The 13228-nt window shown below is 62.8% G+C and carries 10 protein-coding genes and 1 pseudogene; 6 read left to right on the forward strand and 5 right to left on the reverse strand.

What is annotated here, in order from left to right; genetic code table 11:
- The 3 genes from ACZK3W_RS09580 (at position 1) to ACZK3W_RS09590 (ending at position 3813) form a co-directional block, all read left to right on the forward strand.
- Positions 1-480: a hypothetical protein gene (locus ACZK3W_RS09580; protein ID WP_478450705.1), complete on the forward strand. Its 480-nt coding sequence runs from the start codon at positions 1-3 to the stop codon at positions 478-480.
- A gap of 1120 nt (positions 481-1600) precedes the next feature.
- Complete coding sequence (locus ACZK3W_RS09585; RefSeq protein WP_478450706.1) at positions 1601-2383, forward strand: 3-hydroxybutyrate dehydrogenase; 783 nt, start codon at positions 1601-1603, stop codon at positions 2381-2383.
- A gap of 269 nt (positions 2384-2652) precedes the next feature.
- Positions 2653-3813: a hypothetical protein gene (locus ACZK3W_RS09590; RefSeq protein ID WP_478450707.1), complete on the forward strand. Its 1161-nt coding sequence runs from the start codon at positions 2653-2655 to the stop codon at positions 3811-3813.
- A 259-nt stretch (positions 3814-4072) separates the two neighbouring features.
- Here the strand turns inward: ACZK3W_RS09590 and ACZK3W_RS09595 are convergent, their stop codons facing one another.
- From ACZK3W_RS09595 to ACZK3W_RS09605, 3 genes and pseudogenes are all read right to left on the reverse strand, one after another.
- The gene (locus ACZK3W_RS09595) at positions 4073-4534 is read right to left on the reverse strand and encodes an SRPBCC family protein (protein WP_180844117.1); all 462 of its coding nucleotides are present in this window, start codon (positions 4532-4534) and stop codon (positions 4073-4075) included.
- Positions 4535-4536: 2 nt separating this feature from the next.
- Complete coding sequence (locus ACZK3W_RS09600; protein WP_132809957.1) at positions 4537-4869, reverse strand: ArsR/SmtB family transcription factor; 333 nt, start codon at positions 4867-4869, stop codon at positions 4537-4539.
- A 10-nt stretch (positions 4870-4879) separates the two neighbouring features.
- A pseudogene (locus ACZK3W_RS09605) lies at positions 4880-5340 on the reverse strand (SRPBCC family protein).
- Between the two features lie 164 nt (positions 5341-5504).
- Here ACZK3W_RS09605 and ACZK3W_RS09610 point away from each other — a divergent pair.
- Together ACZK3W_RS09610 and ACZK3W_RS09615 are read left to right on the forward strand one after the other, a co-directional pair.
- Entirely contained in the window at positions 5505-6029 is a 525-nt protein-coding gene (locus tag ACZK3W_RS09610) for a GNAT family N-acetyltransferase (RefSeq protein WP_478450708.1), read from the forward strand.
- 141 nt (positions 6030-6170) lie between these two features.
- Positions 6171-7940 carry an oleate hydratase gene (locus ACZK3W_RS09615; RefSeq protein WP_478450709.1) on the forward strand — a complete coding sequence of 590 codons (1770 nt, stop codon included), beginning with the start codon at positions 6171-6173 and terminating at the stop codon, positions 7938-7940.
- A gap of 43 nt (positions 7941-7983) precedes the next feature.
- On the opposite strand, the gene ACZK3W_RS09620 is transcribed toward ACZK3W_RS09615, so the two are convergent.
- Positions 7984-9228, reverse strand: coding sequence for a hypothetical protein (locus ACZK3W_RS09620; RefSeq protein ID WP_478450710.1), 1245 nt, complete (start codon positions 9226-9228; stop codon positions 7984-7986).
- Between the two features lie 79 nt (positions 9229-9307).
- Positions 9308-10309: a helix-turn-helix domain-containing protein gene (locus ACZK3W_RS09625; RefSeq protein WP_478450711.1), complete on the reverse strand. Its 1002-nt coding sequence runs from the start codon at positions 10307-10309 to the stop codon at positions 9308-9310.
- 317 nt (positions 10310-10626) lie between these two features.
- Between ACZK3W_RS09625 and ACZK3W_RS09630 the strand changes: the two genes are divergently transcribed.
- Positions 10627-13203, forward strand: a complete 2577-nt coding sequence (locus ACZK3W_RS09630) for a TonB-dependent receptor plug domain-containing protein (protein WP_478450712.1) — start codon at positions 10627-10629, stop codon at positions 13201-13203.
- The last annotated feature ends 25 nt before the right edge of the window (positions 13204-13228 follow it).

The raw sequence follows: 13228 nt of genomic DNA on the forward strand, positions 1-13228 counted from the left end.
GTGCCCAGCACGCTGGAAACTGTTTTGAAGACCGTAGGCTTCATTGTCCTCGCGGCACTTCCGTTGGTGATCCTCTGGTTCACCCTTCGGCGAATGTCGGCAACTGCTCGCTCGTCCGTGAAATCGGGGCTGCATTTGGATCCTCCTCGCAGGATCTCCGGAACATCCATGACCTTGGTGATGGTGGATAGCAAAGAGGATCGCGAGCACTATTTCTTTGATGCGGCGTCCTTTTACCTGCGGCGTGGGCCGGTGCCCACGGCGGTTCCGCTCTCGCAGATCACTTCAGTCACACGAACGTCCGACGTCATCTATTCGCGCTATGTCTGGCAGGTGTGCTTCAGCAGAGCATCGGGTAGAAAGTGCGTGACGTTCACCAATAACCTGTCGCTGTTCAACCGCGACTTCCTGCTCTTTCTGGAGGCGGTGCGGAAGGCCAACCCGCTCGCGACCGTTGATCGAGCGAGCGTTCTCTTCTAGAACGTGTTTGAAGTTCGGTATGAACAGTGTCACTGCAATGGCATCACAGCGCGCAGCTCCTGTTCGGCCAATGTGATCGATGAGAAATGGGCGTTTGTTGCGCGCTATCTGATACTGAAGCATTCTCATGCGTGGCAGTGCAAGTATGATCTGCGATGAACACGCAAAGCCCGCAACATAGAACGAGGCCCGCTCGTTTCTGCGCGCGATGCGAAGCGTGGGCCTTGTCACCTGTGACGAAGACGCATTTGAGGCAATTGTCGAGACGATTTACGTTTAAGGCATGCGGTCAATCTCTGCGGAGTAGTTCCTGATGATGTGCCGATCGACGCTGGACGTATCCCTGATTCACGCCTACGCGCTTCCTCTCGGCATAGATGCTTCAAGGATCACGCTGCCTCACCGGCAACTTGGAACGAGCACCGGTGGCGTTGAGCTTGGCAAGTTCCGCATGCACAGCGGTCGCAACGTCTTGGTGCTGCGCAGGGACCGTAGCTCTGTTCTCGTCACAGCCAGAGGGGATACTGACTTGATTCTGGACCGACGTCTTCACGAACAGCTCAAAGCATGCTTGGATCAGGTACGTGAGACCGGCGGCCATCGAGGAAGATTGCAATGATCAGCAGGAAGTACTGGTTTACCAGGAAAAAGTACGGATGGGGTTGGGGGATGCCGTGCGCGTGGCAGGGCTGGCTTGTGTACGCAGTCGCATTCGGCCTGCTGCTGGCAGGTCCGTTTCTGTTCTCTCCATTTCGCGAGCCCATCGCGTTTCAGCTCTACACGTGGGCCGTAGTGTTGGTCCTCGTCCTTATCTGCTGGATGAAAGGCGCTCCGCCCGGTTGGAGGTGGGGGGAGTAGAACGGCCGCAGAAGCTATTTTCGGACGTGTTCGATCCGCCGGGCAAAGCATGGATGCATTGCCCTTGTGGGAGTCGGACAGTATCGCCAGCAAGCCACGGCTGCGCCCCCTCTGAGGTGTACCGTCCGTTCTGAATGAACGCTGGACACTTCCCTCGGCGGGTACCGAACGCGTTCTAACCGTTGATTGACCAAGGTAGCGTCGCTTAAAGGGGGCGCCGGTGAAGCTACACTGACCACCTACGCCCGATGGAAGCTCGCCCATGTTCTCTGGAAAGGTTGCGGTGGTCACCGGCTCCACCGGCGGTATCGGTCTTGGCATCGCCACCGCGTTGGCGCGGCAAGGTGCCGATATCGTGCTGAACGGCTTTGGCGATGCGGCGGAGATCGAACGCATCCGTACCGAACTGGAAACCGAGTTCGGCGTACGGGTGGTGCACGATGGGGCCGATCTTTCCCGTGGCGAGGCAGTGCGCGGCATGATCGATCGCGCCGTTGCGACGATGGGACGCATCGACATCCTGGTGAACAACGCGGGCATCCAGCACACCGCGTCGATCGAGGAATTCCCCGTCGAGAAGTGGGATGCGATCCTCGCGCTGAATCTCTCGGCCGTATTCCATGCCACGGCGGCGGCCTTGCCGCACATGAAGCAGCAGGCTGCCGGCCGCATCATCAACATCGCCTCGGTGCATGGGCTGGTGGGTTCGGTGAACAAGTCGGCCTATGTGGCGGCCAAGCATGGCGTGGTCGGGTTCACCAAGGTGACCGCGCTGGAGAATGCGGGCACCGGCATCACCGCCAATGCCATCTGCCCGGGCTGGGTGCGAACGGCGCTGGTCGAGCAGCAGATCACCGCGTTGGCCGAGCGCGAGGGCACAGATCAGGAGACCGCCGCCCGCGCGCTGCTGACCGAGAAGCAGCCTTCGTTGCAGTTCGTGACGCCCGAGCAGCTGGGGGAGATGGTGGTGTTCCTGGCTTCGGACGCTGCGGCGCAGATCACTGGCACGGCGCTGCCGGTGGATGGGGGCTGGACGGCGCGCTAGCGGGCTGAGATTTCAACTGCGGCAACTGCGTGTTTCCTGAGTGAGTGTCCACCAAACTCTGACGTGCCCAGGTGACGTGCCGGTGCGCTTGCCCCGTGCTTGCAGGCATGAGGTCAGTGTTCGCATGCTACAGAGCAGTAGCTTTTTTCCAATCCTGTATGCCATATCAACAATCTGGATTCGCGAGCCCGATCGTCATGTCAAGCAATGAAGTGAAAATTCCTGGCAACCGTGGGTCTGCAAGAAAGAACAGGGACAACGATAGGTGTATGGCTCATCTTCGCGCCAAATGGCGGAAGATCCTGACCAAGAGGTTTGACTACTTCTTCCAGAAGTCGCCGGAATGTGGTCAGCGTATGGGGTTGGTCATTGACTGCATACTTCAAGGCCTGGAATCTATCTTCTTGAGATTTTCGGAGTTGAAGGATACTCAGTTCAATGCGCAAGTCATGCACGATGATGTCGGCATATATTCCCAGAGGATGGCCGAAATGCTGTTCTACTATCAGCTTCTCGGAATGGGTTTCGATGAGATCAGGAGCGATGATGCCGGGCCTGACTTTATTGCAATGAGCAATGGGGAGACGTTCTGTTTCGAGGTGGTCACTCCAACGCCACAATCCGACGTCAGAAATCTCATTGAGCAGAGAAGGTTGGAGCCGGAAGATCGTGATGCGGTTTTCCGTGAGCGATTGCTGTCGGTCACATCGGCTATCAGGGGCAAGCTGGACCAGTTTGAGCGTCACAAGGCTGCCGGGCATGTGCCAGACGGCGCGCATTACATAATCGTCATCAATGATTCGATGCTACTGCCCTATAGCCAGCCCTGGTACGGTGTGCTGAGTGAACTCTGCTTTGGTGACAGCACTTTGCCCATTTCAGTAGACGCAACAATTGGCTCTGGGGACCTCGACTTCTCTGATCTCCGCGGCGAAGCATCTTCTGGGGACGGGGAAATCCAGTGCCAGAGTGTCACCATGAGGAGTAGTTACGGGGTTTCCGTCAATGGCGGCGAGGTGAGCACTCCAGAGGAATCCTGGGTGCGGTTGAGAATGAGAAAAAAAATCCCCACTAGAAAGAATACCGATACCATTGATGTTGATATAATTGAATCCGTCGGCGTGGCTGCAATTTATCAAATAACCTTGCGTGAGGATTTGATGTTCTTTCATTCCTTCAAGGCCCATCAGCAAGTAAAGCCCCCTTCGGCTCTGATTAGCTCGGTGAAGACCAGGGATGTCGTGAGGAAGTCTCTGTTTGCCACTTCGATGTATGCCAAGGATGAGGCGCTGGTGCAGCCGCATATGTCATCTGCACGTCTGTTTGGCTTTGAGCCGGACGAATACAACAATTCGGCCGTTTACAAATATTTTTTCGTGCCCTACCTGAAGGGTGGGGAGTTTTATCAAGCGCCACAGGGTGTAGGCTAGATGGCTTGCTCGCAGCGAGGTTGAACTCTGGCAACGACAAAGCCATCTCCGCGACCCTGTTGAGTGTGCTTGGCCAACAGCTGAGCAGATGCAAACGCATAAGCAGCAGCGATCTGGTCTGGAAGCTGCTCTCCGCCACGCCCTGTACTGCGTCGGTCGCAGCGCCGCAGATGCCGGTAGACATGGTTCTCTGCGGGAAGGAATGCCGAAATGGGCGGGGCGGAGACGGGGGCGGCGGTGGCAGCTTAGCGCTGCAGGCTCAACCTGTCGGCTTCGCAAACACATCCAACCCCTTGCCCGTCTCCAACAACGACTTCAGGCTCGACAGCACGATCGGCCAGCCCTGGCGGATGCCGGTATCCATGCCGCTGCCCGGTTCCAGTTCGTCGTGGGTGACGGTCAGCCGCACCATGTCCTGGTAGGGCACGATGTCGAAGGTGACGCGGCTGTAGGCGTCCGGGTTCTCCGCCTGCGAGGCGGCGGCCCAGGTGATGACCAGTCGCGAGGGTGGGGTGCTTTCCACCACTTCGCCCACCAGTTCGACCGAGCGCGTTTCGTTGGCGCGCACATGCTGCCAGCGCGAGCCGGGCTTCCAGTCCGAGACGTTCTCGTGGCCCCAGTAGCGGCTGGCGATCTCGGGGCGGGTGATGGCCTCGAACACCTTCTGCGGCGTGGAGGCGATGTAGATCACGTGGATGAAGCGGGTGGACTCTGCGGACATCGTCATTCTCCTTCCAGTTCTCGTTTCAGGTCATGCAGCAGGCCCAGGCGCTGCTGCTCGAACTTGCGTACCCAGCGCTCGTAGACTTCGTGCAGGGGCACCGGGTTGATGAAGTGCAGCTTCTCGCGGCCACGGCGCACGGTGCTGATCAGGTTGGCGTCTTCCAGCAGGCCCAGGTGCTGGGTGACCGATTGCCGGGCCATGTCCAGGTGCTCGCAGAGCTGGCCGAGCGTCTGCCCGTTGTCTTCGCAGAGCAGGTCCAGCAGCGTCCTGCGCGTGGGGTCGGCCAGTGCCTTGAAGACCTTGTCTGTGTTGCGCGCGTTGTCTACCGCCATGGGAATGTCTTCAATTCCAGTTATCGATCCTGACGTCGTGTGGGTTGGGCTGGCCCTTGCCGGTTTCCAGCAGCGCCTTCAGGCTCATCAGGAACACCGCCCACTTGGTGCTGCAGTGGGAGGTGAACTCGACGCGCTCTTTCCAGCCTTCATGGGTGAACAGCACGATGCAGTAGTCGCCCTCCTGCTTCAGCAGGAAGCGCGCGTGGGTGCCGATCCATTCGGCAGGGCCGGCGAGGAACCGCCAAAGCACGAGCTCGCCTGGAACAAGCTGCTCAAGTTTCATTTCCATGGCGCCGATTTCCTGGCCGTTGTTCGTGAAGCGAACCTTGACCGTCCCGCCGGCCACGCGGTCGCCATGGGTGTCTTCAGCCCACCAGGCGGCGACGCCTTCGCCTTCGGGGTTGCCAAGGCCTCGTACACTTGGCTTGCATGGGCCTTGATGCCGACCCTGTGTGCGATATCGACCATTGCAGGTTCCTCGCGGTGGGCGGACAGGCGCCGTCCTTGGGTGGACTATAGGCAGGCAAATGCCTGCATGTCAAATCCGGCTCACGGACTTCCAGCCCTGGTAGTGCCGGCCGCTGGCCGGCATCCTCGTCGCAATTGATTGAAGCGTTGAAAGGAATGCGCACATGACTGAAGCTGGAAAGGAAATCTTGAACATCCGCCGCGCCAACGTAGACGATGCCCCTGCGGTGCTGATGCTCTTCGACGAAGTCATCGAATGGTTCGTGTCCATCGGCAATCTGCAGCAATGGGGCAGCGAGCCGTGGTCCACGTTGCCGCGCCGGATCATCCAGGTGACCGATGCCTGCGCACTGCCAGGTGCATGGGTGGCGCAGAACGAGCACGGCGTGGTGCGCGCGTTCCTGGCGCTGGGCGAGTCGATGCCCTATGTGCCTGCGCCCACCGGCCCGGAACTGTATGTACGGGTACTGGTGGCATCGCGTGATGCGCGCGTGCGTGGCATCGGCCGGCGCCTGATGGCCTTTGCCGATGAACAGGCGCGCGCTGCCGGGCTCGACCATCTGCGTGTGGACTGCTACGGCGGTGGCAACGGTGATCTGGTGCGCTTCTATGAGACCTGCGGCTACACGCGCATCGCGCCGTTCACTGTGGATGGCTGGCCGGGCATGCTGCTGGGGCGACAGCTCTGACGTGGCTGCGTCATTCGGTCACAGCGTGCGTGCAGGAAACGGTACATCGGTTCGGCGCTAGAGTAGGGGCATGACCTGCATGGAATGGCTGTGTCATTCCACTGTGGGTTCCTGATGACCCCCTCCAGGAAGGAGCAACGCATGTACTACAGCAGTGGCAACTACGAAGCCTTTGCGCGCCCGCGCAAGCCCGCCGGTGTCGACGGCAAGCGCGCATGGTTCGTCGGTTCGGGCCTGGCCTCGCTGGCCGGCGCCGCGTTCCTGGTGCGCGACGGCCGCATGGCCGGTGAGCGCATCACCATTCTCGAGCAGCAGCAGATTCCCGGCGGCGCGCTGGATGGCCTGAAGGTGCCGGAGAAGGGCTTCGTGATCCGCGGCGGCCGCGAGATGGAAGACCACTTCGAGTGCCTGTGGGATCTGTTCCGCTCGATTCCGTCGCTGGAGATCGAGGATGCCAGTGTGTTGGACGAGTTCTACTGGTTGAACAAGGATGATCCGAACTATTCGCTGCAGCGTGCCACGATCAATCGCGGCGAAGATGCGCACACCGACGGCCTGTTCACGCTGAGCGAGCAGGCGCAGAAGGACATCATCGCACTGTTCTTGGCCACCCGGCAGGAGATGGAGAACAAGCGCATCGACGAGGTGCTGGGTCGCGATTTTCTGGACAGTAACTTCTGGCTGTACTGGCGCACCATGTTCGCGTTCGAGGAGTGGCATTCGGCGCTGGAGATGAAGCTGTACCTGCACCGCTTCATCCACCACATTGGCGGCCTGCCGGATTTCTCGGCGCTGAAGTTCACCAAGTACAACCAGTACGAATCGCTGGTGCTGCCGCTGGTGAAGTGGCTGCAGGACCACGGCGTGGTGTTCCAGTACGGCACCGAGGTGACCGACGTCGACTTCGATCTGGCGGCCGGCCGCAAGCAGGCCACGCGCATCCACTGGACGCGTGACGGTGTAGCCGGTGGCGTGGATCTGAGCGCGGATGACCTTGTGTTCATGACGATCGGTTCGTTGACCGAGAACTCGGACAACGGCGACCACCACACGGCTGCGCGATTGAATGAGGGGCCGGCGCCTGCCTGGGACCTGTGGCGACGCATTGCCGCCAGGGATCCTGCGTTCGGGCGCCCGGATGTGTTTGGCGCGCATATCCCGCAGACCAAGTGGGAATCGGCGACGGTGACCACGCTGGATGCACGCATTCCGGCCTACATCCAGAAGATCGCCAAGCGCGACCCGTTCAGTGGCAAGGTGGTGACCGGCGGCATCGTCAGTGTGCGTGACTCGCGCTGGTTGATGAGCTGGACGGTGAACCGCCAGCCGCATTTCAAGAACCAGCCCAAGGATCAGATCGTGGTCTGGGTGTATTCGCTGTTCGTGGATACGCCTGGAGACTACGTGAAGAAGCCGATGCAGGACTGCACCGGCGAAGAGATCACCCGCGAGTGGCTGTACCACCTGGGCGTGCCGGTGGAGGAGATCGACGAATTGGCCGCGACCGGCGCGAAGACGGTGCCGGTGATGATGCCGTACATCACCGCGTTCTTCATGCCGCGCCAGGCCGGTGATCGGCCGGACGTGGTGCCGGAGGGTGCGGTGAACTTCGCCTTCATCGGACAGTTCGCCGAATCGAAGCAGCGCGACTGTATCTTCACCACCGAGTATTCGGTGCGCACACCGATGGAAGCGGTGTACACACTGCTTGGGATCGAGCGCGGTGTGCCCGAGGTGTTCAATTCCACCTATGACGTGCGCTCGCTGCTGGCCGCCACCGGTCGCCTGCGCGATGGCAAGGAGCTGGATATTCCCGGGCCTGCGTTCCTGCGCAACCTGCTGATGAACAAGCTGGACAAGACCCAGATCGGTGGCCTGCTGCGCGAGTTCAAGCTGGTGCAGGAGGACTGAGCGCGCGTCAGCGTGGAGGGGAGCGCGCCGGCAACGCCGCGGATCAGTCGGCCAGCACGGTACCCGCTCGTTCGCCATAGGTTGCCCTGGCGCTGCCACACACCGCGTAGGTGGCAGCGCTGGCTGGCAGGCCAGTGGCCTTGATGCCGCGCCGCGAATCGCCGTCAAACACTTCGGCGTAGCGTTCGGCGGCCAGCGCGTCATCGGGCAGCATGTACAGCAGGACGCGCTGCAGTGTGGATTGCCCCTGCAGCGGCTGCGGCTGCCGGAACGCGGGCACCTGCACGCGCGCGCTGTGCCACCGCGTCGGCACGTCTGCAGTCTGCCAGCGCACCTGCAGGGGCAGGTTGAGCGGCAATAGCGCGGGGCTGACCGGGTAGCCGTAGGCCGTGCAATCCCGGGGCGCTTCCGGGATGTTCGCGATGGCCCCGTCGCCGATGTCCAGTGTGAGGCCATTGATTTCCATCCGCAGGATGGGCGCACTGCCGTAGTTGTGGATCTTGAACAGCGTCAGGCCTTCGAAGCGGCTGCGTTCCAGATCATCGGTGGTGAAGCCACTGAAGCGTGCGAGCGCGGGCGCGACCTCTACGTGATCGCTGTAGTGGTAGTAGATATGCACGAGCTCGGGTGTACCCGCGCGTCGCCAGGCCGCATTGAATGACGCAAGGTCGGGGTACGGCCGACGGACCAGCGGCACATCGGTGACGGCGCGATCTCCAGACGGTGTGGCGTAGCGGTAGTGGTCGACGGAGGGCTTCAGGCGCGCATCTTCATATGGGAACCCCCTTTCTGCATCGGACTGCGGGTTGGGGTAGCGGTGGAAGGCCAGGAAGCGCTGGGGCGTTTCGCCCTGCATGGGCAGGTCCGGGCCAGCGCCGGAGCCGGTGGACGCATACGGTGAGGTGTCCAGCCACAGGGGCTGCCCGCTGAGGTTGATATGCATCTCCGCGATGGGCGCACGCGAGCCACCGGCAACGCTGTCCCAACTGCGTTGCAGGGAGAGCCACACGGGGACGATGAGCAGGGCCGCGGTGGTCGGTGCGAACATCAACGCGTGTACACGGCCGGGCATGCGCCCGCGCTGCCGCACCATGTAGCGCAGCCACACCAGCAGCAGGACCAGCAGCAGCGGGAGGCCGACCCAGATCGCGACGGTGGCCAGCGCCACGATGCCCCAGCCCAGGTTGGGCGTTGCCACCGCTATGAGTGAGAGCGCGGCGATCAGCACGGCCAGCAGCAGCGACATGCCGATGCCAACGCGGTAGGGTCTGTAGGGGCTGTCAGTCATCACCGTTCCATCGGCAGTGTGGGGCGTGCCCCTATCTTGCAGCGGTGATGACGGCGTGGAAAGTTGGGAACGAGGGCGCTCAGCAGCCAACCAGGCGGTCGGCACCGATGCCGTTGCGATGCTGGCTGCGGTACTCGGTGGGGCTGGCATCGACCTGGCCACGGAAGTGCCGACGGAACGACTCCTGCGAACCAAAGCCGGCCTGCTCGGCAATCCACTGCAGTGGCCGGTCGGTGGTTTCCAGCAGCTCACGCGCGAAGGCCACGCGCTCGCGGATCAGCCAATCGATGGGCGACAGACCGGTGGCCTCCAGGAACTGCCGTTGCAGGGTGCGCTGGCTGAGTGCGGCCTGCTCGGCGAGGCTGCCTAGCGAATGTGGCTCGCGCAGGTTACGGCGCATCCATTCCATCAGCTTTGCCAACCGCGTGGGCTCGCCATTGGGAATGGCGCGGCTGACGCGCTGGCTGCGTTCGGCATCACGCCACGGAGCCAGCACCAGCCGCTCGGCCACCAGGTTGGCCACGCGGGCACCGTAATCCTTGCGCACCATGTGCAGCATCATGTCCATGCCGGTGGCCGAGCCGGCCGAGGTGATGATGCTGCCGGTGTCCACATACAGCACGTCCTCGCGCACGTCGATGCGCGGGAACTCGCGCGCGAGCGCTTCGGTGAGGCGCCAGTGGGTGGTGGCCTGGCGGCCATCGAGCAGCCCGGCCCAGGCCAGCACGAAGGCACCGGAGCAGATCGAGGCGATGCGTGCGCCACGTGCGTGGGCACGGATGAGTGCATCGAGCAGGGCCTGCGGCGGACGTTCGCTGGGTTCGCGCCAACCGGGGATGACGATGACGTCGGCGTCATCGACGCTGCCGAGATCGTAGGGCAGCTGCACCTGGGTGTTGCCGAGCATACGCAGTGCGCCGGGCTCGCCTGCGCACAGCTGGGTGCGGTACCAGGCCACGCCCAGCTCGGGCCTTATCGGCGCGAACAGGCCCACCGCACAGCCGAACTCGAACAGCCCCTGGCCGTGGCAGGCAACGATGGCGACGAGCGGCGCGGCGGGATCGGCGGGAGGGCTGGGCATGGCCTGATGCTACGGGTGGTGGTGCGCGCCGCAGAGTGGTGCGCGGGCATGAGGTGATGCTGGGCGGGCATATGGAGGCTGGGGTCGGATCCCTTCCGCAGGAAGGGCTCTGACCCCGTGGAGGGATGCGTGCCTGGGGTCAGAGCCCTTTCCTTTGGAAAGGGATCCGACCCCGTGCGTGTGGTCTGCCTAACGTCATTACCAGCGGTCATGTGGGTGGCCGGATGTTACGGCTGGGTGACGCGATCGCGCCTGTCGTCGCGGGTGAACAGGCCCTTGAATGGAAGCGTGTTTCCGGCCCACCCCCACGAGCCCCCATGCCTGCCGCCTACGCCCCAGCCCTGAGTACTCTCGCTGTCCTGATCGCTGCCGCCCTCGCTGCGACGCCCAGCCATGCCGCGGAAGCCGATGCGGATCCTGCCACCACCGCGGCGACGGCCAACGTTGCTGCATCCACGCTGGATGCGGTGGTGGTGACCGGTTCACGTACCAGCACGCGCACGGTGAAGAATAGTTCCACACCGATCGACGTGATCTCCGCCGAGGACCTCGCTGCAACCGGGCAGGGCAACCTGCTGGAAGCGCTGCAGCGCAGCCTGCCGTCGCTGAGCCAGATCGGCGGTTACCAGAGCGATCAGGAAAGCCTCATTCGCGGCTATCAGCTGCGCAACCTGTCGCCGGGCTACACGCTGGTGCTGGTCAACGGCAAGCGCCGTAATGCCAGCGCCTATGTGAGCGGGGCCAATGGGGGCGGCTTCCCCGGCCATGCGTGGGCGGACCTGGCGTTGATTCCGGTCTCGGCCATCGACCATGTGGAAGTGCTGCGCGATGGCGCTTCGGCCATCTACGGTTCGGATGCGATCACCGGCGTGGTCAACGTGATCCTGAAATCACAGGCACACGGTGGTGATGTGTCGGTGGAGAGCGGGCAGAGCATCGATGGTGATGGTTCGCGTACCAGCGTGCGCGCCAACGTCGGCCTGCCGTGGGGCGAGGATGGCTTCGTCAACCTGTCCGGTGAGACCACCCGCCAGCACCATGCGATCCGCACCCGCCGCTACATCGATGGCTACCTGAGCTACCCGGCCGTGGACGGCAACGGCAATCTGGTGGCGCTGCGGCCGAACAATCGACTGCCTGCAGGTGCCACGCCGAACCCGGCCGAGGCCAACCGCAATGCCGAGGCCAACACCATCCTCAGCTCGCCGTCGTATGCGTTGAAGGCCTTCGCGGTGAACGTGGGCCATGGCCTGGGCGAGAGCGCGCAGTTCTACGCCAACGCCACGGCCAGTGACCGCACCGCGCAGGCGATCCAGAATTTCCGCCTGCCCGCGACGATCTTTACCACTTACCGGGCCCCCGGCGTACTGAGCGTGTTTCCCGATGGCTTCCTGCCGGTGCTGGAAACCAAGGAGAAGCAGTACACCGGTACGGCCGGTGTGAAAGGCCAGATCGCGGGTTGGGACTACGACGCCAGCCTGACCGGCAACCGCAGCACAGTGCGTACCTATACCCGCAATTCGGTGAACTACTCGCTGCCGTACCCTGGCTCGCCCACTGATTTCTACGACGGCAAGCTGGACTACCAGCAGGGCATCGCCAACCTCGACCTGCGCCGAGGTTTCGAGGTGGCGGCGTTTGCTTCGCCGCTGGAGGTGAGCGCGGGCGCCGAGTATCAGCACGAGCAGTACGAGCGCGGGGCAGGGCAGTGGGAGTCGTACACCGGCTTCGGTGCGGCGGCCTTCGTCGGCTATTCCACTGCGGACGCGGTGAAGGCGACCCGCAACAGCAAGGCGGTGTACGTGGGTGCCGCCACCAACATCACCTCGCGCTGGTACCTGGATGCTGCCGCGCGCTGGGAAGACCATTCCGATTTCGGCAGTGTCTCCACCGGCCGCCTGACCACGCGCTTCGACTTCACCGACGCGCTGGGTGTGCGGGCAACGGTGAGCAACGGTTTCCATGCGCCCAGCCTGGGCGCGCAGTACTACCAGGCCACCGGCAGCTGCCCGTGCGGGACCACGCTGGTGGCGCAGGTGTCTTCGCCGGCGGCTCTCGCGCTGGGCGCAACGCCGCTGAAGCCAGAGAAGGCCACCAACTACAGCCTGGGCGTGACCTGGGACCCGAGCCCGGCATTCCACCTGGCAGTGGATGCCTATCAGATCGACATCCGCGGCCAGCTCGGCCAGTCCAGCCAGATCGGCTACAACGCGCAGGATCCAGCGCGCATCACCGACAACAGCGGGACGGTGCTGAGTGCGGCGCAGAAGAGCACCATCGATGCGCTGCTGGGTTCGGCCGGCATCAGCATCCTGCCGGGTGATGCGTTCTACGCCAGCTACTTCACCAACGTGGGCAATACCCGCACACGCGGCGTCGAGCTGACCCTGGAGGCGAACCAGGAAACCGCGTGGGGCAAGCTGCGCTGGAGCTACGCGGCCAATGTTGGCCGTACCACGATCCAGAAGGTCAGCGACATTCCGGCGGCGCTGCAGGGCCTGCCGAACATCAACCTGCTGACCAGATCCAGCGAGTACGCGCTGCGCTTCCGCACGCCCAGCTATACGCAGGTGGCGGGACTGGGCTGGCAGAACGGGCGCTGGCGCTCGAATCTTGACTTCACCTACTACGGCCCGATCAAGCGGCTGAACAACGGCGTGGAATACACGCAGCCGCCGGTGCTGGTGACCAACCTGTCCGGCGGCGTGGAGCTGGGTGCGGGCTGGAGCGCGACGCTGGGCATCAACAACGTGTTCGACAAGCGCACGCGCAAGGTGCCGGAGTACGCGCGCAGCGCGACCGATGTGGCGAGCATCGAGACCACCTGGGACAGCGGCGATGTGCTGAGCAATGTGGGTGCGTACTGGTATGGGCGGGTCAGTTACCGGTTCTGAAGTTCACGCCAACGGCAGCCGAGCA

Source organism: Stenotrophomonas sp. 80084_Sma (assembly GCF_056481995.1).